We start from the raw sequence: 20,091 nt of genomic DNA on the forward strand, positions 1-20,091 counted from the left end.
CTCTCCTTCTCGTCCGTGAGATTGGGGAAGATTTTCATCACCAGCACCGGGCAATGACCCGCGGGGCCGTGGCTCCGGCCATGGCGCTCCCCTGCTTGACCACCTGCCCCCCACCCATGATCTGGTAGTTGACGCGGATATGCTTGATCCCCATCCGCTCCAGGGCATCCTTCTCGCCGGGGAACTCCCGGGCAGGGAAGGTGCGCGATCCGCCGGCAAACTCCCGGAGGAAGTCGGGGAAGGCCTGGGGGCCCCCGTAGCGCCTGGTGAGCACCTGATCCCCCACCTCGATCTGGAAGATGACGTCGCCGCAGGTATCGGGAGACCAATAGAAGGTCTTACCCACGGGGAAGTTCTGGTTCACGAGGGTCTGGGGAGAGCCGGCACACTGGAGTTCCAGCCGGGTGGCGTGGGGCCTGATCCGGGCATCGGCGTTGGCGTCGGTGGGGAGCCCCTTGACGGCCACGGTGTAGTTGGGCTGCCGCCCCCCCGTCGAGGCCTGGACCTGGGCCCCCTTGGAGAGGAAGGCGAAGAGGGAACCCTCGATGGGGAGGGCTCCGCCGAGGGCGTGCCGAGGCGCGTAGCCTGCGGCGGTCCCCCGCACGAACGGCGCGGCCGGTCCCTTGACGAAGCGCCAGGCGAGGCCGTCGGGGCCGAGAAGCAGGGGGCCCGCCTGCTGGGGGGTCATCCCGAGGGTGGCGGCGATCACCTGCTCCTCCCACAGGGTCTGGAGCTGGCATCCCGCCTCGCGCCGGACGTAGGTCCAGAGGTAGTCGAGGGGACCGGTCACGAGCCGCCAGAAGGCCTCGTCGGCGCCGACGCCGGAGACTCCGGCCCGAAGGCGGCCGGCAGCGCCCCAGGCGGCCATGAAGGGGGTCTTTCCCGTGGCCGGGTCGTCGCCGAAGGTCTGGGTCGCCAGCTGGAAAGCCTGCTGCCGCGACGATGCCGCCGGCGCGATGGCCGCCAGGGCCGCCTGGTACTCCTGCCAGGCCTTTGGGGCGGCAAGTGGCGTTTCTATCCCCTTGGCCACGGCGTCGGGGTGAATCCTGTCGCCGAGGGAATTGATGAGGCGCTTGCCGCTTTCGGTCGCCTTTCCCACGGCGCCGGGGACGGCGCCCCCTGCCCGGGCCACCTGGAAGGCGTAGAGTTGGGCCACGAAGGGGGGGACCCCTTCCTTACCCACGAGGGTATCGAGTTCGGTGGCCATCCGGTTGATGAAGGCGAAATAGGGACCCTGCTCCGTGGACATTTTGGCGGCTACCTGCTGCCAGTCGCGGATGGTGCGGAGCCGGTCGGTCCCCGTCGGGAACGCCGCGGCAAGCCGCTGCCACGCAGCCAGACAGCTCCCCCGGTACCAGGTGCCGAGACCGCCCTTGCCGGCCGCCACGAGGCGGGGGTCGCCGAGGGCCGCCTCCAGCTCGGTCACGAGGCTGTCCATCTCCCCCTTCCCCTTGCGGGTGAAGGAGGGGGGAACCGCCTGCTCTCCTGGGAGCGGCGCGCCCCCTCCCCAGAACTCGGCCAGGGTTACCCCCGGAAGTCCCGACTGCCGGTCGATCCACGGGGCGAGCCAGGTAAGGCTTCCCCCCTTGTGGGCCATGATCTGGCGGAGCCACCCCTGGAGCTGGGCCGTCTCCTTGGCAAGATCGGGGGAATCGGCTCGCCAGGCCAGGTAGTGCAGGTAGAGGGTGCCGAAGCGCTTGCGGGCGTCGGCCCCGGCGGCGGTCTCGCCTGCCAGGAAGGAGACTGAAGCCGGCTGGGGCATGGCGCTCAGTTCCGGCAGCTTTTTACCGTTCATGCCGGCGTTGAGGATATTGATTCGCCGGGCTAGGTGGATGGCGTACTGGGCGAAGAGCTCGTCGGGGGTGCCGGCGGAGAGTCCCGCGACGCCAGCGGCCAGCTGCCGGTCGTAGGGGGAGAGGAAGCCGTCCCGGAACTGGCGACAGAACCTTTCCTTGAGGGTCCGCTCGACCTTGACGCTTTCCGTGAGGCCGAAACGGGGAATCCACCAGGAGCGGTTCCGTTCCTCCACCCTGAGGATTCCTTGGCGGAAGGCATCGAGAACGAGGAGGTCGTTGGTGGGGTTGCCGGCCAGCCGCGGGGTCCGCTCGAACTGATGGGAGACCTGGCGGATGGTAGTCATATTCTTCACGAAGGAGAAGGAAAGGAGACCGCAGAGGGCAACGCCGAAGAGCATCCAGGAGACGAGTCCCAGGTTGCCGGTGAGGGCCCGCCACTCCACGGCCCGACGGGTCGGCGACAGGAGCGCCCGGTCGGCGGGGAGGATTTTGGCGAAAAAGTCGTGAAGAAAGAGTCCCTTGCTGGTTCCGGGAAGAACTGCCTTTTCCCCCGTCAGACCCAAGGCCTCGGAGAAGCGGGAATGGGGATTCCCCTCCTGGCGGCCGCTGGAGAAGAAGAGCCCTCGAAGGACCGGGGTCTCCTGGTAGGGGTTCTCACGAAACGCCCCCTCCATGAAGGCACCGAGGGAGTCCCGCAAGGCCGAGAACTCCTCGGGGAAAAGGACGAGCCCCGGATCCGCTTCCCGGGCCTCGGGCTGGTGCAGGAGAAGAAGCCGCAGGGTCCGGAGCCGCTCCACCACGGCGGCGACCGCCTTGTCGGTAAAGGAGGCAACGTCGGTGTCCAGCTCCTGGTTCACCATCCCCATGGGCTGCTGGAGGGCCTTGTCCGGCAGGAGGCCGGCGAAGCGGTTCATTCCCTCAACGAGGTCGCACTTGGTGACGAGGACGTAGATCGGAAACCGGACCCCCAGGGCACGCATCAGTTCGTCGATGCGGCTCCGCATGGTGCGCCCCTCCTCCACGTTCTCCTCCCGGCCGGCGGCCAGGAGCCGGTCCGCCGCCACGGTGACGATGAGGCCGTTCAGGGGTTCCTTCCTCCGGTACTTGACCAGCAGCGACAGGAATTTCTGCCACTCGTCACGGTCCTTCTCGCCGTCAACGGGAACCGCGTAGCGGCCGGCCGTGTCGATGACGATGGACTCCTCGAAGAACCACCAGTCGCAGTTGCGGGTACCGGAGACGCCGGAGGTGCGGCAGACGTCGATGAAGGGAGAGGAGAGGCGGGCGCTGTTGAGGGAGGTGGTCTTCCCGGAGCCGCTCTCGCCGATGACCAGGTACCAGGGGAGGACGTAGAGGGGGTTCCCCTGCTTCTTGAGGTGGGAATTCTTCAGGGTGCCAATGGCATCCTTCCACTGCTCCTGGAGCTGGGTGAGATGCTCCCGCTCCTTGCCGGAAAGGGCCTTCAGCACCCCCTTGTCCTGGGCGATCACCTCCTGGACAAAATTCTGTTCGCGCTTGCGGAGCCACATGGCCCTCAGAAGCGCGGTGCCGGCCCCGATCCCCGCCAGAAGGAGGAGAATGCAGAGGGCCACCCACCAGGGCCAATCGAGCGCAAGCACAATACCAAAAACGAGAAGGACGACAACCGCCGCCCCCCCCGCCACGAGAAACCACTTGAGAAAGGTCACGAGCTTGGTTTTCATCTCAGTACGGCACCGTCCTTAAGAAATTCTCCCCCACCCCCGAAAGGGTGAAGCGGTAGACGAAGAAAAGAATGACAAACAGCACCGCCGGTCCGGCGAGGCAGACAGCGGCAAGGGGGGTGAAGCCGGCCCGGCGCCGGGCCGGAGCCATGGCGGGCGTTCCCGCCGGATAGGCCTCGGGAAAGAGCTCGGTCCGCTCCAGGGACGGAAGCCCCACGGAGCTCCCCACGAGGAGCTTCAGCTGGGCGGTCTTCACCTGCTCCAACTGGTACTCGTCCCCCGGCTTGCATAACTTGCCGGTGAAACCGAGGGCGAGACAGAGGTAGTAGACCTCCCGCACCTCCCGCTGGTGGAGCCCCAGGGCGTTCAGCCGGGAGAAGAACTCCTCCCCCGCCTCGGTGGTGTTGTAGTGGAGGCGCTGGAGTTGCTCCCGGAGCCAGAGGCTCTTCTCGTTCCAGGCCGACGAAAGCACTGCCTCGTCGATCCAGGCGCAGACGGCGAAGCGGGCCAGATCGAAGTCGTCCCGGGAGAACCCCTCCCGCCTGACGTTCGACTCTCCCGAGGCCAGGAGGAGGTCGATTTCGCGGCGGACCTCCTGGTAGGAGGGCTGGCGCACCGTGGCCGTGCGGAGGAAATGGGTGACATAGGCCACCAGTTCCGTGAAACAGTCAGTCAGATGCATGAAATAACCCTCACTGGAAAAACTGAGCAATCCGGTCCCGGCAGCCATTGCCAAGACGCTGGACAGCACGGAGCCGGGCCGGCACGCCGTGTACGCCGCGCCGCACTGTGTCAGCACTTTTTTTCCACGCTTTAGTTGTGATGTGTTGCAGGTGGGGGAGAATATGTCCTGGGCGATTCCAAAGGGAATCGAAGGGGGTCCGCCTGTCTTGCGGAATCAGGTATCGTCGCCTCCTGCGTTTTGTGCCGCAAGAGTAAACAGTGTTACATTAAAAGTCAATAACTTATTATTAATTAATGCCCAAAAACTCACGTCAATGCAATCAACACCTCGGAATCGTTACACTAACCATTTCGCATCAATCGTTGTTGCCGTACATCAGACGATCGTACATCACTTCGTAATCACTGAGCTTGTTTTCGAGCTTCCGGAGCTCGGCCGGGGTGTACACCGCCTCGCCCCTGGCAATTTCATGCTTCAGACCATCGATCAGCTCAGTGATGGTCATCTTCCGCGGAGGGCAATCCTCGGATTCGAGGAGGCAGCGGTTCTTGGCGGTAGGGACGGAAGTGGCGGCCGGTTCCTCCTTCGTCAACCAGGGAAAGGAAGAGCACGCAGCGAGCATGAGGGTGAGGGCTCCGAACGGGATGATGAGAACGAATCGGCTCATTTCTGCACCCACTTTCCGTTCTGCAACTGGATCCACCAGCCTGGCCGCGCCGTATCCTGTTTCGTCTGGGCATAGGTGGCGGCCGCCTTGCCGAGAACCTGCCCCATAGTGGCCGGCGTGTCGGGTTTGCCCGCCTGCTTCAGGATTGCCCGAGCCATGCCGGTAATGACGGTCTTGCGGTTGGCGTTCTCCTCATCCACCACTCCCTTCAGGCCGGCGATTCGGGAAGGATCGCGGACGGTGACAAGCCCCTGGTTGGTTTCTCCCACGATGCCGCCGTCACGCAGCTGATCGAGGGTCGTGAGCCGTCCCCTCATCTCCTCGTAGGCCTTGACCACCTCAGGCATCCGCGAAAGCTCAACCACCAGGCCGCCGGCCGCATCCTCTGCGGCCCAGGCGGTGGCTGCCACCGCAAAGGGCCATCGCGCTCCCTCGAACCGGCTCTGGGGCTTCTCTGCCGGCGCCGGTTCGACACCGGCCGGGGGCTGCTCCGGAACGGGCGCCTCCCCCCCCTCCTTCCCCAGGTATTTCTCGTCCAAGGTCTTGAAGGCCTTCTTAACCTCCTTCTCGGGGAAATAGACGTTGACGGTAATGAAGGCACACGAGGCGAGAACCCCCGCAACAACGGCAAGCATCCACACAAAAATCTTCATAGGCATGATCTGACTCCAAAGGGCATTTTCCGGGGAGGCTACACGTTCAAGTAAACCACAGGGGGCGGCTTTTGCAATGGAAGGAATGAAGCGTCAGAGACGCCTGAAAAAGTCTCCGCAGACGCCCACAACCCGGTCGATGTCGGCAGAGGTCACATCCCGATGGGTGACAAGGCGGATGCGTTCCCGACCGGCGATGAGAATTCCCCTGTCGCGGAGAAAGGTTGTCAGTGCCTCGGTCCGTTCAGGGGGAATGGAGAGGAACACCATGTTCGTCTGAACCGAGGCAGGGTCAACATCGAACCCGATAGAGGCCAGCCCCTCGGCCAGACGCCGCGCATTGGCGTGATCCTCGGCAAGGCGCGCCACGTTCTCCGTGAGGGCAACAATCCCTGCGGCGGCCAGGATGCCTGCCTGGCGCATGCCGCCGCCGAGGACCTTGCGCCAGCGCCGGGCCTCGGCCACGAACCCCCGGCTCCCGCACAGGAGCGACCCCACCGGCGCGCCGAGCCCCTTGGAGAGACAGACCGACACCGAGTCGAAATGATCAGTTATCTCCCGGGCCTCCGCGCCGAGGGCCACAGCCGCATTGAAGAGCCGCGCCCCGTCCAGGTGGAGGGCGAGGCCCCGCTCCCGGGCAAGGGTACGGGCGCGGGCCAGGTAATCGAGGGGGAGGACCCTCCCCGCCTGGGTGTTCTCGAGACAGAGGAGCCGCGTCCGGGCAAAGTGGGGATCATCGGGCTTGATGGCCGCGGCCACCTTCACGAGGTCAATGGTTCCGTCGGGTTCCACGTCCACGGGCTGGGGCTGGACCCCGCCGAGGACCGCGGCGCCGCCCCCCTCGAAACGGTAGCAGTGGGCCGTCTGGCCGGCGATGTACTCGTCACCCCGCCCGCAGTGGGTCATGATGGCAAGGAGATTGGACTGGGTGCCGCTCGTCACGAAGAGAGCCGCCTCGGTGCCGAGCATCCCGGCGGCCAGGGCTTCGAGGCGGTTCACGGTGGGGTCCTCGCCATAGACGTCGTCACCCACCTCGGCTGCAGCCATGGCGGCCCGCATGGCCGGGCAGGGCCTGGTGACGGTATCGCTCCGCAGATCGATGGTCTTCACGGTGGCACCTCAATCCTCACTTGGCCTGGGGCCGAATCTCCCGGGCAGGGCTCACGAAGGAGATTCCCTGGCCCGACCGGGCGCCGATCATAACGCTCTCGACGATGGGCTCATTGATCTCCCTGGCCGATTCCCACGCCACGATGAAATGGGCGCCGAAACCGCCGCTCGTGTCCCGTTCCTTGAGGTAAAAGCTGGTGGACCCCTGGGGAGGGATTGTCAGGGGACCGGCCAGGAAACGCTTCACAAGGCGGCCGTTGGAGTCGTGGTAATCCACCCGGGTAACGGTTATGGGGCTGGCCGGATCAATGTTGCGAAACCCCAGAGTGGCCGCCAGATTGAAGGGGAGTGCCCGATCACCGGTGTAGACGTGGGAGTAGACCGGCACATAGAGGGTCTGCCCCTTTGCCAGCCGTACCTCGGCGCCGGCATTTCCCACGCCGCAGACCGCCGCAGCCGCCGCGACGATCATCCCCACAAGCCATCCTCTTGCTGTCATTGCTAGCTCCTTTCCCTTCACCAGTTGCAGCTTCCGCCGCCGCGCTTCTCCAGGTACTGCTGATGGTACTCTTCGGCCCACCAGAAGGCGGAGGCGGGAGCAATTTCGGTAACGATTGGCCGGGAATAGCGGCCGGAACGCCCTTCTTTCTCCTTCGAGACCCGGGCGGCCTGCTCCTGCTCCGGGGTATGGAAAAAGATGACCGAGCGGTAGTTGGTACCGATATCCGGTCCCTGGCGGTTCAGCTGGGTCGGATCGTGGATTGTCCAGAAGACCCCGAGAAGCTCGTCATAGGAGACCCGCGCGGGATCGTAGACCACCTCCACCACCTCCGCATGCCCCGTTTCCTTGGAGCAGACTTCCTCGTAGGAGGGATGGTCCTTCCATCCCCCCATGTACCCGGCGTGAGTGGCTACCACCCCCGACACCCGCCGGAATTCGGCCTCCACGTGCCAAAAGCACCCGGCGCCGAAGGTTGCCTTTTCAAGTTCTGGTGTTTCGTCCATGATGTGAACCTCCCTGTCAACACTGTATCAATACTACAACAAAGGTAGCACAGGAGAAATCCGCTGTCTCGGTTGTATCTCCTCCCCAGCCATGCTTTTCCCCTGGGGGCCTAGCCAACGGGATGGGACGGCAGAGAGCCAGCCGAACCGGGCGAGGAGTGATTCAAAGGCCCCCTCGACCGGGGCGCAGACCATCAGCGGCGCCCCGGTTGCCGGGTGAGGAACGGTAAGCTCAACGGCGTGCAGAAGCAAGCGTACCGTCAGAAGCTCTTCCCGGAAGAACCGGTTGTGGCGCCCTTCGCCGTATTTCGTGTCGCCAACGATGGGGTGGAAGAGGTGCTTGAGGTGGCGGCGAAGCTGATGACGGCGACCCGTGCGCGGAGAGAGCGCCACCAGCGAATAGCGGCTCGTGGGATAGCGCCCCACGGCAACAGGAAGCTCCACGTCTGCCAGGCGCCGATAGTCGGTCACTGCCGGCTGGGGCGCCCTCTCTCCGACATTCCCCCCTCCCGGCTCAAACCGATCGGGCTCCTCTGCCAGGGGATGGTCGATCACCCCCTCCTCCGGCATGGTTCCTCGAACCACCGCCAGATACGTCTTGGTCACGCTCCCGGACGCGAAGGCGCCGACAAGGCCCCGGGCCGAAGCGGGATCGAGGGCGAAGATGAGGACGCCCGACGTGGGTTTGTCGAGTCGGTGGACCGGATAGACGCGCTGGCCCAGAAGGTCACGCACTTCCTGGAGGGCAAACCGGGTCTCGTGCCGATCTATGGGCGAGCGGTGGACAAGTAGCCCCGGCGGTTTGTGGACCGCCACGAGATGCTCGTCGCGGTAAAGGATTTCCATGGTGGCTCTTGGGGATAGCATCGATTTTTCCCGCGAAAATAAATGCACATGAAAAGTTTTTGCGTTATAGTTTAAAGGCTTATTGATTCACAAAAATGACCGATACATGCAGGAGGAAGCCATGGGACAATTCGAACGGCGGCGACATCCCCGGGTCCCTTTTTCAGCACCGGCATTCCTGGAGAAGGATTCGCGGGTCACCTACGGCGAGGTGCGGGACATCAGCCATCACGGCCTCTTTCTGTCCATGCGGGGAGACCATGAGCCGGGCAAAGAGGCCCTCGTCTCCATCTACTTTCTCAGTGGCACCTCCACCCTCACCATCACCATGCCGGGCCGCATCGTCCGCACCGCCTCCGACGGCATCGGCTTCGCCTCACCCCATCTGGACCCGCTCCAAATCCTCAGTTACGAATCGGTTTTTTCCTTCGGCTACGACCCTCCGCAACTCATGGAGGAATTCCTCGCCCACGCCGACACCCTTGCCCCGGGCAAGGAGGGGATCACCACGTAACCATCCCGCACCCTGTCCCGACCTACGTGACGCCCACGCCGGCCACGAGCGCAAGGAACTGCATGACCAACCGGTAGGTGATCCCCCAGAGGACCGGCTTCCCTTCTGCCGGAAGGATTATGGCCGGCCGCTCGAAGGTTTCGCCGCCGAAGCGGACCGAGGCGTCCTGGTGGCGCGCCGGATCGCAAAGATCGGCAAGGGAAACCCAGAAGGCGTCCCTCACCTCCCCCCCCGGCCGCATGGGGGGATTCCCGAACAAGCCATAGACGAAACATGATACCCGGATCGGCAGGTGGGCCCCCGCGACGTCGGCCAGGCGCCCCAGATAATGGGCTGTGGTGAGATCAATGCCGAGTTCCTCCCGGGTCTCCCTCTCCGCGGCAGCCCGGGGTCCCGCGTCACCCTGCTCGATTTTCCCCCCGGGAAACCCCAGGTCGCCGGACCACGGGTCGCCGTCATGGGAGGCCCGCTCTATGAAGAGGACCTCAAGCCCCTCCCTCCCCTTCCGGAGGATGAGCGCCACGGCGGCGGACGTCATCCCCGAAGAGGAAATCTCGACGGGGGGATGGGATACGAGGCCGGCTGCAATGTCAGGGAATGTCAAGGATGGTCCGCGAAGGCGCATGTGTTCTTTCCCGCGGGCAATCCCCGCACTCGGGACGGTTGTATTTTTCCGTACATTCCTATAGCATAAGCGGTTATTAACCCACCAAAGCAGAGGACATCGTCCATGGAACATACCCCCTTTTCCCTGTCTGGGAGCATCGGCTCCACCCCCCTCGTGGAGATCAGAAAGCTGAACCCCAACCCGAAGGTAAGAATCCTCGCCAAGCTGGAGGGGAACAACGTGGGGGGCTCGGTCAAGGACCGACCTGCCCTCTACATGCTCTCCAAGGCCGAGGCAAGCGGGGAACTGTCCGCCGAGAGGACGATTCTGGAGCCCACCTCGGGGAACACCGGCATCGCCATCGCCATGCTCGGCGCGGCCAAGGGGTACCGGGTGAAGCTCGTGATGCCGGCCTGCGTGAGCCTGGAGCGGCGGGCGGTTCTTGAGGCCTACGGCGCCGAACTGGTCCTCTCCCCGGCCGAGGAGGCCACCGACGGCGCCATCCGCCTGGCCCACCGGATTCTCGACGAAGAGCCCGACCGTTACTACATGCCCAACCAGTACGCCAACCCCAACAACCCCCTGGCCCACTACGAGACCACTGGCCCGGAGATTTACCGCGGCACCGACGGCACCGTGGATTTTTTCGTGGCTGGAATGGGGACCGGCGGGACCCTCATGGGGGTGAGCCGCTACTTCCGGGAGAATAAACCGTCCGTTCGCATCGTCGGCGTGGAGCCCCGGCTCGGCCACAAGGTCCAGGGGCTCAAGAACATGCAGGAGGCCATCGTCCCGGCCATCTACAACCCCGCTGCCCTCGACCTGAAGCTCACTATCCAGGACGAGCCCGCCTTCGAGATGGCCCGTGACCTGGCCGTCCGCGAGGGGCTCTTCGTGGGGATGTCAAGCGGCGCCGCAGTTACAGGCGCCATCCGGGTGGCACAGGACGCTCCGGCCGGAAGCACCATCGTCGTCCTTCTCCCCGACCGGGGTGACCGCTACCTCAGCACGGTTCTCTTCCGCTCCGTCTGCGGCAAGTGTCCCCCCTGACAGGCATCACCACTTCCCCAGCCCCTTCAGGAACCCCACCAGGGCATCGTTGAAGGCCCCGGGGTGCTCCAGGTTGGCCATGTGCCCCGCCTCGGTTACGATTTCGAGCCGGCAGCCGGGGATGCCGGCTGCTATGGCCCGGGCGGTCTCCGGCGGCGCGGCCCGGTCCCCCTCGGCCCCTATGGCCAGGGACGGGACCCCGATGGCGCCCAGCAGTCCGCTGTAGTCCTTCCGCTCCCGCATGGCGAGGAGCCCCCCCGCAAGCCCCCGCGAGTCGGTCCCCACGATCCATCCCCCAACCTCTTCCACCAGTTTCGGCCGTTCGGAGAGGGATTCCTCAGCAAAGAGAAGCGGCACGAAGGCGTCGGCGATGATCTGGGGACCGAACTTCATGGTATCCTGGGCCAGTTGGAGCCGGCGGGCCTTCCCCGCGTCGTCGTCGGCCGTGGCGCGGGTGGTGATGAAGACGGCTCCCGCGAGCCTCTCTGAATAGCGCTCCACGAGGTTGAGCAGGACGTATCCCCCCATGGACATCCCTCCCACAACCGCCCGCCCGATCCCCAGGTGGTCCAGGAGCCCCGCCGCGTCATCGGCAAAGAGATCCATGGAGTAGGGCCCCTCGGGGGCGTCGCTTTCCCCGAAACCCCGCAGATCCATGGTCACGAGCCGGAAACCGGCCTCGGTCACCGCCTTGATCTGGGGGTACCACATCCGCCGGCAGAGGGGAAACCCGTGGATGAGAACCACTGCCGGTCCGCTGCCATGGTCGTCGTAGGCCAGGGTGATGCCGTTGATGATCGCGTTCATGATGCGCCTCCGTACTGGTGTGTCGGACGTTACTCGAACTGGGACCTGAACTCCTCCATCATCCGGCGCAGCTCGGCCACTTCGGCCCGCAGTGCCGGCACCTCCTCCTCAAGCCGGGCTATCCGCTCGTTCTCGGCCTGCACCTGAAGCCTCGCCCCCTCTGGGGGTGCCGCACTCTCCTCTCCCTCCGCCTCGGGCGCTCCCGCCAAGAGGTGCGCATAGCGCTGCTCCTTGCGCCCCGGCTGGCGGGGAAGTCGGGTGACGAGGGACTCCTCCCGCTCCATGAGCATCCGCAGGACTTCTTCCACCGCGGCCAGGTCGGCAAAGGGGCGCATCCGCTCGGCCCGGGTCCGGAGTTCCCCAACGGTCTGGGGTCCCCGCACGAGGAGCTCCGCCAGGACAGCAAGATCCGGGGGCTCCAGGAGGAACTTCTCGGCCAAGCAGTGGCAGTATTTCATGGCCCGCACCCCCTCGGCCGACTGCCGGGCGAATCCCTTCATGCGGAGCGAGTCCAGGGCCCGGACCACGTCGGCCTCCTCCAGGGTCATGACCGGGTCCCGGTTCGACTTCTGGTTGCAGGCCGCCGTCAAAGCATTGAGGGTGAGGGGATAGTACTCGGGGGTCGCCAGCTCCTTCTCGACGAGACAACCGAGAACGCGGATTTCGCAGGGATTCAGGACGGTTTCCATGGGAGATCTCCTTTCCGGTGGAGCACCGGTCGTAATCTGCCCAAACCATACAGGGTCCGGTGGTCCGGGTCAAGAAGGTCGTGGGCTCCCGGCGGGAAACAAACTCCACGATTCCCGCCGGTTAGTGCTTGAATGCCGCACCTTTTTCGAGTTTAATAGAATCTTTGCCGGAACCAGCCACGAGAGGAGCGCCGCACGGGATGTCATTCACCGGAGACCTTGAACACCTTTCCATCGTTGACGTCATTCAACTGCTCCACGCGACCCGCAAGTCGGGCGCCCTGACGGTCAAGGGACGCAAGGGTGAGAGCCAACTCGTCTTCAGCGACGGCTACATCATCAGCTCGAACCATTACGACAACAGCCTCCGGATCGGCAACATCCTGGCGGAGGCAGGGGTCATCACCGCCGAAACCCTCGCGGCGGCCCTGGAGGAGCAGCGGAACGCCGGAACAAACCGTCGCCCCCTGGTGGCCACCCTTATCGAGGGGGGGAGGGTCCGGAAGGAGGATGCCTACCGGGGGCTGGAGGCCCTTATCGAGTTGACGGTGGTGGAGATCCTCACCTGGAAGCGGGGGACCTTCGAGCTGGATGTTGCCAACGTCACGGTCTCCGACGAATACCGCTATTTCCCCGAAAACCTTCACCAGGAAATCACCCTCCACGCCGAGAACGTCCTCATGGACGCCCTGCGGATCTTCGATGAAAAGATGCGCGACGGGCTCCTGGTGGTGGAAGAGATCACCGACGAGCCCCCTTCCCGGGAAACCTCCACCGAGGATACCGGGTTCATCATCTCCGCCGACGACCTGGGACTGGCCGACGTGGACAACCTGGAAAAGACGATTCCCAAGGTCTTCGCGGGGCTGGAGGACCGCACCCCGCACCTGAAGATCCAGGAACTGGGGGCCGACCTCTCGGACAAGGAACGGGAGGAACTCCTGGCCTTCCTCGGCAGCTATTCCGGCACGGGGGAAGACAGGGAGGGGACCGTCCCGTCCGTGGTCTTTTTCAGCGCCGACGAGCTCATGGCCTACTGCATCACCACCGTCTGCCGGCAGGACGGGATATCCGTTCTCGCCACCTCCGAGGAGCAGGACCTGGATCCGATCGTCGACCAGCTCCTGGCGAAAAAAGCCCTTCCGGTGATCGTCTTCGACACCCCCGACAGCGTCGGCGTCCACTATTCACCCCACAAGCTGGAGGGGTTGCGGCTCATGAAACAAAAGGCCCACCCCCAGGTTGCGGCGCTGCAGCTGGTCTCCCCCAGGGACTATGTCTTCGCCCTCGACTCCCTCAAGGAAGGAGTGAGAGCGGTGCTCCCCCGCCCCGTTCGCCAGGAACGGGGAGAGACCTTCCTGGAAGACACTCTCCGATTCCTGGGAGCGCTTCCCGCCTACCTGCGGGCCATGGGGCGCGATCAGGGGAGTACGCCGGCCGCCAGGATCGCCACCAGCGTCACTGCGCTGCGGAGGCTGGGGGAGCCCCCGGAGATCGCCCTCTCCCTGCTGCAGTCGGTGGCGGGAGAATTCAACCGGGCACTCACCCTCATCGTCCGCGATACGGAACTGATTGCCGAGCGCTCCATCGGGATCCGCGGCGACCGGCGCGACGGCCCCACCCCGCCGCTCCGGTTCACGATTCCCCTGGCACGGCCGTCGCTTTTTCGCGAGATGATTGAAAAAAGAGGTGCATTTTTCGGAAAAACTGACGATGAGATAGTGCGGGAACACCTTTTCGCCGCCATCGGCGCACCGCTCAGCCCCACGGTCCTCCTCCTCCCCCTCAGGAGTTTCGGAAAGACCGTCTCCCTCATCTACGGAGACTTCGGCCAGGGGGAGCCGGCCCCGGTCCCGGTGGATTTCCTGGAAATCCTGGCCGGGGAGGCGGGGATCGTGCTGGAAAACGCCGTCTACCGCCGAAAGCGTGAAAAGCCGCTCCCCTGATGGGATGAGACGTTAGCGAGGTACCTTCATGGACATGAACCTTCTGAACCAGATACTGGGGATAGCCTTCGAGAAGCGGGTGTCGGACCTCCACTTCGAGGTGGACAATCCCCCCTTTTTCCGGGCCAAGGGGCAGCTGCTCCGCTCAAAGCTCCCCCGCCTGACCCCCCAGGACACGGAATTCATCGCCAAGACCGTCCTGGAGCAGAACCGGCGCGCCTTTCCCGACAACCTGCGGGAGGTGGACGCCTCCTACTCCCTCCCCAACGGCGGCCGGTTCCGGGTCAGCATCTTCCGCCAGCGAGGAGCCATCGGCATCGTCATGCGGGTGATCCCTCCACATGTGGGGAGCTTCCAGGAGCTGAACCTGCCGCCGGTCCTGGGGGAGATCGCCAAGGCCCCCAACGGGCTCGTGCTGGTCACCGGCCCCACCGGCAACGGCAAGTCCACGACCCTGGCCTCCATGCTCCGTCACCTGAACGAGACCTGCTCCTTCAACATCATCACCATCGAGGACCCCATCGAGTTCCTCTTCACCTCGGACCGGAGCTGCATCATTCAGCGGGAGGTGGGGATCGACACGGAGAACTTCAGCGCGGCGCTCCGCTCGGCGCTGCGCATGGACCCCGACGTCATCATGGTTGGTGAGATGCGGGACCTGGAGACCATCGACTCCTGCATCAAGGCTGCGGAAACGGGGCACCTGGTCTTTTCCACCCTTCACACCCAGAGCGCCGTCTCCACCATCAACCGGCTCATAGGCCACTTCCCCCCCGATGCCCAGGAGGTCCTGCGCCAGCGCCTGGCCGACATCCTGGTGGCCACGGTGTCGCTACGGCTCATCAAGGACAAGAGCGGCGAGAGCATCCTGCCGGTGGTGGAGATCATGCGGGCCACCACCACCATCCAGGCGTGCATCCGCGAGGGGCGCCTCGACGAGATCGAGAAGCACATCGAGAACGGCCGTTCCCTCTACCACATGCAGACCCTGGACCAGCACCTCCTGGAGCTCTGCGAGAAGGAGATCATCACCTTCGACCAGGCCAAGCAGATCACCCGCTCCATGGATCTTGAGAGGAAGCTCGCCTTCACCGAGTAACGGAGAGGCATAAAGATATTTTCACTGGACTGCCGGGCACAAGACCGCGTACGATGTTGCAATTGGCCAAGGGCCGGACATATCACAAGAGTAGGAAGGACTACGGAATGAAACAGGCACAGAAGGGCGACCGGGTAAAAATAGATTTCACCGGCAAGCTTGAGGATGGAACGGTTTTCGACAGCACCCTCGAAGCTGATGCGTGCGATAGCGACGAATGCGGATGCGAATCCGACCACGGCTGCGATGACGACGACTGCGGCTGCGAGGCTGGCCCCATGGAGATCACCATCGGCGGAGGGGAGTTTTTCGAGCAGATCGAGGAGGCCCTGATCGGCATGGCCCCCGGCGAGAAGAAGACCGTCACGATCCCGGCCGAGGACGCCTTCGGCGAGTACGACGAGGAAAAGGTCTTCACGGTCCCCAAGAGCGACCTCCCCGCGGACCTGGTTCCCGAGGTGGGGCAGGAACTGGTGCTCGCCAACGACGACGAGGAGGAGATCGGGGTGGCCGTGGTTGAAGTGACCGCCGACAGCGTAACCTTCGACGCCAACCATCCCCTGGCAGGCGAAGATCTCACCTACGAATTCGAGCTGGTGGAGATCCTCTAGGATTTTCCCGAAAAAATCGGCGTACGAAAACAGCAAAGGCGACCCATGGTCGCCTTTGTCGTCTTTCCCCCTTAGCCACTATGCACGACACAACTCCATCATCCGTTACAACTCCAAACACTCCCCTCCCCTGGCCGGCAGGCCACATTCCCCTGATGCTGGCCCCCATGCAGGGGCTGACGAACCGGGCACTGCGTGCCCTGTTCATTGACTGGGTGCGGCCCGATGTGGTCTTCACCGAGTTCATGCGGGTGAACCCCGGCGGAGCGCGGCAGCCAATCAGGGCGGGGGATCTGCGGGAGGTGGCCGCCGCAGAGGGGGGCGTCCCCCTGGCGGTGCAGCTCATCGGCCACGACCATGACGCCCTGGAGGCCGCGGCCCGGGCGGCCCAGGAGGCAGGGGCCGTTCACATCAACCTCAATCTCGGCTGTCCCTACGGACGGATGACTTCCGGCCTCACCGGCGGCGGGATGCTCCGCAGGCCCGAAGGGCTGGAAGCACTCATTCCGGCCCTGCGGAGGGCCATTGCCGGGACATTTTCCGTCAAGGTCAGGGCGGGCTACGACGACCCCGGGCAGATAATGACCCTTCTCCCCCTGTTCGAGGGGGCGGGGGTCGACTTCCTGGTGCTCCATCCCCGGACGGTTGTGCAGGAATACGCCGGCCACGCCGACCATGCCGTTACCGCCGAGGTGGTGCGGCAGACACGGCTCCCGCTCATCGCCAACGGCGACATCCGGAAAGCCGCCGACGGCCTGCGGGTCCTGCGGGAAACGGGGGCGGCGGGACTCATGCTGGGGAGGGGAGCCATCGCCGATCCCCTGCTGTTCCAGCGGCTCAGGGGGAAGGCTCCGGCAGAGCCGACCGGCGATGAGAGAGTGGCTATACTCAAGCGCTATCTGGGGGAGTTGCTGAAGGGATACGGCGGAATCTTCTGCGGCGACACGCAGGTTCTGGGGAAGATCAAGGGGGTTCTGGCCACCATGGACGATCCCTTCCTGGCAAAGGGGCTCAAACAGCTCAAAAAGGCGCGGACTGTCGCGGCCTTCGCCTCAGTCCTGAGAGATATTCAATGAGAAAGGAGGCGGTTTTCCGCCCCCTTTGGCACAATGTCACATTATACCCGGAAAAAAATTTTTTTACAGTCTGTGCAGAGAATTATTCCAAAGGTATAGTTGAACCAGGTAGCGCTACCGGCAACAGAAGTGCAACAGACTGTCAACAGAAGGAGGGCCCCGCTATAGAGGTAGCTACTCCCGAACACAATCTGAGGCAGCACGTGGCCGGCTGAAGTACCGAGCCGGCATGACCCTGAAATGGGGAGAACAGAAGCAATACAAAAGAGGCCCGCCGAACGATTTGGCGGGCCTTTTCACGTTTGATGGACCTGCGGGGGGCGTGATCCCCACAGGTCAGTCTATTTACCCCTTCTCCGAATAATCCCGCGCAAAGAAATACGCCACAATGGCACCGGCCAGACCCGCCACAGGAAAGAGGAAGGCGGCATGGTAGGCGGCGGGAGAGGCACCCGCAGCGCCGCGCCCGTAGGAGCCGACGATCACCCCCATGATCTGCTGGGTCGCCGCCGCACCCATGAGGACGAAGAAGTTGAGGGAGGTGAGAGCCGTCCCCACGATTCGCACGGAGAACATGGAGCGGATGATGGGGTAGATCATGACTCCGCTGGAGACGGCCAGGCCGATGGCGAAGAAGAGGAGCGCCAGGAGCGGGCGGGGAAGCGTTTCGGCGGTCCCGAGAAAGCCGGACATGAGGATGAGTAGCACAATCTGCCCTGCCAGAAGGGTCTTCTTGTAGGAACGGAAGAGCCGGCGGGCGACGGTGTCGACCACCATGCTCCCGGTAATGAACCCCAGGGAGGTGAACATGAGCATCTGGCCGGTGGCGGCCCGGGAAAGGCGCATCACCTCCATGAGGTAGGGGCCGCCCCACAGCCCCTGGAGGGCCAGGTAGTTGCCGTACCAGAAGAAGGAGACCCCTCCCAAAAGCCAGAAATGGGGATTGGAGAAGATCTCTCCCCAGGCATCCAGCATGCCGGCGGGCCTAGCGGCGTCGGCGGCGTCTCCGGGATCCGCCACCGGCGGGCGATCCTTTACCATGCTAAAAACCAGTACCGTCACCACCGCCTGGAGGATGCCGATCACCAGAAACGAAGAACGCCAGCCGATGGCGGCCACCGCCAGGGCCAGAGGGGCCGTGGCCGAAAGGTTCCCCAGGTTCCCGATGGCCACCATGAAGCCGGAGACCCGGCCGAACTCCTGCTTGGAGAACCAGTGGCTGAAGATGGTGAAGGTGGCCATGAGCACCGACGCGGTGCCGATGCCGATCAGCACCCGGGCCGCCATGGCCATGGCAAGGGTGTCCGCCTGGGAGAAGAGGATGCCGCCCATGGTGGTCAGCACGCCGCAGCCGCTGATGACGAGCCGGCTCCCCAGCCGGTCAATCATGGGTCCCAGGGGGAGCTGGGCCACGGCATAGACGTAGAAGAGAATCCCCGACAGGGAGCCGAGCTGCTGGGGGGTGAGCCTCAGCTCCCGGGAGATGTCCCCTGCCACCACCGCCAGGGAGACCCGGTAGAAATAGACCAGAATATACATGAGCGCCAGCACCGAGAAGATGACCCAGCGCTGGCGGCGGATACGGCTGTGATGGGGCATGGAGGTCTCCTTTCCCGGCATCCTAGCACAGGGTCCGGCGACCGTAAAGGAACCCCCGTTATGGCGGGTGAAGAAGAAACAAAGAAGACGGCCGGATGGCCGCCTTCTTCCTGCGGAGCACAGAGGGACAGGGGGATATCCTAATCCGCCACTGCCTCCAGGTCCGGCTCGCCCACCAGCAGCTCATCCTCGACAGCCTCATTGTTCAGGACCCGCTGCATCTGCGCCGCATCCAGCTCATTCTCCCACTTGGAGACAACCACCGTAGCAACGCCGTTGCCGATGAAGTTGGTCAGGGCGCGGGCCTCGGACATGAAGCGGTCGATGCCGAGAATGAGGGCCAGACCCGCCACCGGAATGGTCGGGATCGCGGCGAAGGTGGCGGCCAGGGTGACGAAGCCGCTGCCGGTGACCCCCGCCGCCCCCTTGGAGGTGAGGAGGAGCACTGCCAGGATGGTCACGGTCTGGGTCAGGGTGAGGGGGGTGTTGGTGGCCTGGGCAACGAAAATCGCTGCCATGGTCAGATAGATGGAGGTGCCGTCCAGGTTGAAGGAGTAGCCTGTGGGGACCACGAGCCCCACCACCGACTTCTTGCATCCCAAATGCTCCAGTTTGGTCATCAGGCGAGGCAGGGCCGACTCGGATGAAGAGGTGCCAAGTACGATGAGGAGTTCCTCGCGGATGTAAGAGAGGAACTTGATGATGCTGAAACCGCAGAGTCGGGCAATGGTGCCGAGCACCACAAAGATGAAGAGGAGGCAGGTAAGGTAGAAGCTTCCCATGAGCATGCCGAGCTTGGAGAGGGAGCCGACGCCGAACTTGCCGATGGTGAACGCCATGGCTCCGAAGGCACCGACGGGGGCCAGTTTCATGATGATGTTGACGATGCCGAAGAAAACCTGGGACACTTGGTCGATCAGTGCGTGGACAGCTTTCCCCTTCTCGCCGAGGATTGAAAGAGCAAAGCCGAACAGGAGCGCAAAGAGAAGCACCTGCAGGATGTCACCCTTGGCGAAGGCATCCACTACGCTGTTGGGGATAATGTTCATGACGAAGTCCACCGTCGTGTGGGACTTTGCCTGGGTGGTGTAGGCGGCCAGGGCCTTGGTATCGAGCTTGGTCACGTCGGCATTGAAACCGGCGCCGGGCTGGATCACGTTCACCACCATAATGCCAATGGCCAGGGCAAAGGTGGTGATAACCTCGAAGTAGAGGAGCGCCTTGGCTCCCACGCGCCCTACCTTTTTCATGTCTTCCATCCCGGCGATACCGGTGACGACGGTGCAGAAGATGACGGGGGTGATGATCATCTTTATCAGCTTGATGAAGCCGTCTCCCAGAGGCTTCATGGCGACCCCCGTCTCCGGGAAGAAATTGCCGAGGAGTACCCCGGCGGCAATGGCGGCAAGAACCTGGACATACAGATGCTGGTAGAACCGTTTCTGTTTCATTCGCTCACCCTCTCATCGTTGAAGTTGTGGTACCGAGTACAGTGCAGTGGCCGACTTCGACCATAACGCGCGATGGACTATAAAGTCATATCAGCAAACTGAATACCAAATCGCAACAGTCGCGTAACATGCTTAAATATAGCAATAAACACTGTTTTAAAATTGTCTGCCTACCAC

The 20,091-nt window shown here is 63.8% G+C and carries 19 protein-coding genes; 6 read left to right on the forward strand and 13 right to left on the reverse strand.

Features of this window, described 5'->3' with window-relative positions; genetic code table 11:
- Positions 1-37: 37 nt before the first annotated feature.
- The 8 genes from KI811_RS16760 to KI811_RS16795 all read right to left on the reverse strand — a co-directional run bounded on the left by KI811_RS16760 (position 38) and on the right by KI811_RS16795 (position 8,465).
- Complete coding sequence (locus KI811_RS16760) at positions 38-3,499, reverse strand: type VI secretion protein IcmF/TssM N-terminal domain-containing protein (RefSeq protein ID WP_214187617.1); 3,462 nt, start codon at positions 3,497-3,499, stop codon at positions 38-40.
- A gap of 1 nt (position 3,500) precedes the next feature.
- A complete protein-coding gene (locus KI811_RS16765; RefSeq protein ID WP_214187618.1) occupies positions 3,501-4,181 on the reverse strand; it encodes a DotU family type IV/VI secretion system protein in 681 nt (226 codons plus the stop codon).
- A 358-nt stretch (positions 4,182-4,539) separates the two neighbouring features.
- On the reverse strand, positions 4,540-4,851 hold the full coding sequence (locus KI811_RS16770; RefSeq protein WP_214187619.1) for a hypothetical protein: 312 nt from the start codon (positions 4,849-4,851) through the stop codon (positions 4,540-4,542).
- Entirely contained in the window at positions 4,848-5,510 is a 663-nt protein-coding gene (locus tag KI811_RS16775) for a DUF1318 domain-containing protein (RefSeq protein WP_214187620.1), read from the reverse strand. Before KI811_RS16775 ends, KI811_RS16770 begins: the two co-directional genes overlap by 4 nt.
- A gap of 87 nt (positions 5,511-5,597) precedes the next feature.
- Positions 5,598-6,614, reverse strand: a complete 1,017-nt coding sequence (gene ltaE, locus KI811_RS16780) for a low-specificity L-threonine aldolase (RefSeq protein ID WP_214187621.1) — start codon at positions 6,612-6,614, stop codon at positions 5,598-5,600.
- A gap of 16 nt (positions 6,615-6,630) precedes the next feature.
- Positions 6,631-7,113: a DUF3124 domain-containing protein gene (locus KI811_RS16785; RefSeq protein ID WP_214187622.1), complete on the reverse strand. Its 483-nt coding sequence runs from the start codon at positions 7,111-7,113 to the stop codon at positions 6,631-6,633.
- A 17-nt stretch (positions 7,114-7,130) separates the two neighbouring features.
- Complete coding sequence (gene msrA, locus KI811_RS16790) at positions 7,131-7,619, reverse strand: peptide-methionine (S)-S-oxide reductase MsrA (RefSeq protein ID WP_214187623.1); 489 nt, start codon at positions 7,617-7,619, stop codon at positions 7,131-7,133.
- A 33-nt stretch (positions 7,620-7,652) separates the two neighbouring features.
- Positions 7,653-8,465, reverse strand: a complete 813-nt coding sequence (locus tag KI811_RS16795; RefSeq protein WP_214187624.1) for a tRNA pseudouridine(65) synthase TruC — start codon at positions 8,463-8,465, stop codon at positions 7,653-7,655.
- Between the two features lie 121 nt (positions 8,466-8,586).
- Between KI811_RS16795 and KI811_RS16800 the strand changes: the two genes are divergently transcribed.
- Complete coding sequence (locus KI811_RS16800) at positions 8,587-8,979, forward strand: PilZ domain-containing protein (RefSeq protein WP_214187625.1); 393 nt, start codon at positions 8,587-8,589, stop codon at positions 8,977-8,979.
- Positions 8,980-9,001: 22 nt separating this feature from the next.
- Here KI811_RS16800 and KI811_RS16805 read toward each other — a convergent pair whose 3' ends face one another.
- Positions 9,002-9,604, reverse strand: a complete 603-nt coding sequence (locus KI811_RS16805; protein WP_246551834.1) for an NUDIX hydrolase — start codon at positions 9,602-9,604, stop codon at positions 9,002-9,004.
- A 105-nt stretch (positions 9,605-9,709) separates the two neighbouring features.
- On the opposite strand from KI811_RS16805, the gene KI811_RS16810 reads away from it, so the two are divergent.
- A complete protein-coding gene (locus KI811_RS16810) occupies positions 9,710-10,636 on the forward strand; it encodes a PLP-dependent cysteine synthase family protein (RefSeq protein ID WP_214187626.1) in 927 nt (308 codons plus the stop codon).
- A gap of 6 nt (positions 10,637-10,642) precedes the next feature.
- Here the strand turns inward: KI811_RS16810 and KI811_RS16815 are convergent, their stop codons facing one another.
- On the reverse strand, positions 10,643-11,443 hold the full coding sequence (locus tag KI811_RS16815) for an alpha/beta fold hydrolase (protein ID WP_214187627.1): 801 nt from the start codon (positions 11,441-11,443) through the stop codon (positions 10,643-10,645).
- Positions 11,444-11,472: 29 nt separating this feature from the next.
- Positions 11,473-12,132 carry a YceH family protein gene (locus tag KI811_RS16820; RefSeq protein ID WP_214187628.1) on the reverse strand — a complete coding sequence of 220 codons (660 nt, stop codon included), beginning with the start codon at positions 12,130-12,132 and terminating at the stop codon, positions 11,473-11,475.
- Between the two features lie 200 nt (positions 12,133-12,332).
- On the opposite strand from KI811_RS16820, the gene KI811_RS16825 reads away from it, so the two are divergent.
- The 4 genes from KI811_RS16825 (at position 12,333) to KI811_RS16840 (ending at position 16,864) form a co-directional block, all read left to right on the forward strand.
- Complete coding sequence (locus tag KI811_RS16825; RefSeq protein WP_214187629.1) at positions 12,333-14,078, forward strand: DUF4388 domain-containing protein; 1,746 nt, start codon at positions 12,333-12,335, stop codon at positions 14,076-14,078.
- A gap of 28 nt (positions 14,079-14,106) precedes the next feature.
- Positions 14,107-15,177: a type IV pilus twitching motility protein PilT gene (locus KI811_RS16830; RefSeq protein WP_214187630.1), complete on the forward strand. Its 1,071-nt coding sequence runs from the start codon at positions 14,107-14,109 to the stop codon at positions 15,175-15,177.
- A 107-nt stretch (positions 15,178-15,284) separates the two neighbouring features.
- Complete coding sequence (locus KI811_RS16835) at positions 15,285-15,788, forward strand: FKBP-type peptidyl-prolyl cis-trans isomerase (protein WP_214187631.1); 504 nt, start codon at positions 15,285-15,287, stop codon at positions 15,786-15,788.
- A gap of 155 nt (positions 15,789-15,943) precedes the next feature.
- Entirely contained in the window at positions 15,944-16,864 is a 921-nt protein-coding gene (locus KI811_RS16840) for a tRNA dihydrouridine synthase (RefSeq protein ID WP_214187632.1), read from the forward strand.
- 345 nt (positions 16,865-17,209) lie between these two features.
- Here KI811_RS16840 and KI811_RS16845 read toward each other — a convergent pair whose 3' ends face one another.
- Both KI811_RS16845 and KI811_RS16850 read right to left on the reverse strand, forming a co-directional pair.
- Positions 17,210-18,463, reverse strand: coding sequence for an MFS transporter (locus KI811_RS16845; protein WP_214187633.1), 1,254 nt, complete (start codon positions 18,461-18,463; stop codon positions 17,210-17,212).
- A gap of 140 nt (positions 18,464-18,603) precedes the next feature.
- Positions 18,604-19,914 carry a dicarboxylate/amino acid:cation symporter gene (locus tag KI811_RS16850; RefSeq protein ID WP_214187634.1) on the reverse strand — a complete coding sequence of 437 codons (1,311 nt, stop codon included), beginning with the start codon at positions 19,912-19,914 and terminating at the stop codon, positions 18,604-18,606.
- Positions 19,915-20,091: the final 177 nt, after the last annotated feature.

This window comes from Geobacter hydrogenophilus (assembly GCF_018501225.1).
GTDB lineage: Bacteria > Desulfobacterota > Desulfuromonadia > Geobacterales > Geobacteraceae > Geobacter > Geobacter hydrogenophilus.

What these genes read in the sequence shown, in the direction of transcription:
- KI811_RS16845 (WP_214187633.1), bottom strand. Translation starts at nt 18,463, where the DNA reads ATGCCCCATCACAGCCGTATCCGCCGCCAGCGCTGGGTCATCTTCTCG.
- KI811_RS16815 (WP_214187627.1), bottom strand. Translation starts at nt 11,443, where the DNA reads ATGAACGCGATCATCAACGGCATCACCCTGGCCTACGACGACCATGGC.
- KI811_RS16850 (WP_214187634.1), bottom strand. Translation starts at nt 19,914, where the DNA reads ATGAAACAGAAACGGTTCTACCAGCATCTGTATGTCCAGGTTCTTGCC.
- KI811_RS16785 (WP_214187622.1), bottom strand. Translation starts at nt 7,113, where the DNA reads ATGACAGCAAGAGGATGGCTTGTGGGGATGATCGTCGCGGCGGCTGCG.
- KI811_RS16760 (WP_214187617.1), bottom strand. Translation starts at nt 3,499, where the DNA reads ATGAAAACCAAGCTCGTGACCTTTCTCAAGTGGTTTCTCGTGGCGGGG.
- msrA (WP_214187623.1), bottom strand. Translation starts at nt 7,619, where the DNA reads ATGGACGAAACACCAGAACTTGAAAAGGCAACCTTCGGCGCCGGGTGC.
- KI811_RS16800 (WP_214187625.1), top strand. Translation starts at nt 8,587, where the DNA reads ATGGGACAATTCGAACGGCGGCGACATCCCCGGGTCCCTTTTTCAGCA.
- KI811_RS16840 (WP_214187632.1), top strand. Translation starts at nt 15,944, where the DNA reads ATGCTGGCCCCCATGCAGGGGCTGACGAACCGGGCACTGCGTGCCCTG.
- KI811_RS16765 (WP_214187618.1), bottom strand. Translation starts at nt 4,181, where the DNA reads ATGCATCTGACTGACTGTTTCACGGAACTGGTGGCCTATGTCACCCAT.
- KI811_RS16775 (WP_214187620.1), bottom strand. Translation starts at nt 5,510, where the DNA reads ATGCCTATGAAGATTTTTGTGTGGATGCTTGCCGTTGTTGCGGGGGTT.
- KI811_RS16835 (WP_214187631.1), top strand. Translation starts at nt 15,285, where the DNA reads ATGAAACAGGCACAGAAGGGCGACCGGGTAAAAATAGATTTCACCGGC.
- KI811_RS16830 (WP_214187630.1), top strand. Translation starts at nt 14,107, where the DNA reads ATGGACATGAACCTTCTGAACCAGATACTGGGGATAGCCTTCGAGAAG.
- KI811_RS16820 (WP_214187628.1), bottom strand. Translation starts at nt 12,132, where the DNA reads ATGGAAACCGTCCTGAATCCCTGCGAAATCCGCGTTCTCGGTTGTCTC.
- KI811_RS16810 (WP_214187626.1), top strand. Translation starts at nt 9,710, where the DNA reads ATGGAACATACCCCCTTTTCCCTGTCTGGGAGCATCGGCTCCACCCCC.
- KI811_RS16770 (WP_214187619.1), bottom strand. Translation starts at nt 4,851, where the DNA reads ATGAGCCGATTCGTTCTCATCATCCCGTTCGGAGCCCTCACCCTCATG.
- KI811_RS16795 (WP_214187624.1), bottom strand. Translation starts at nt 8,465, where the DNA reads ATGGAAATCCTTTACCGCGACGAGCATCTCGTGGCGGTCCACAAACCG.
- KI811_RS16825 (WP_214187629.1), top strand. Translation starts at nt 12,333, where the DNA reads ATGTCATTCACCGGAGACCTTGAACACCTTTCCATCGTTGACGTCATT.
- KI811_RS16805 (WP_246551834.1), bottom strand. Translation starts at nt 9,604, where the DNA reads ATGCGCCTTCGCGGACCATCCTTGACATTCCCTGACATTGCAGCCGGC.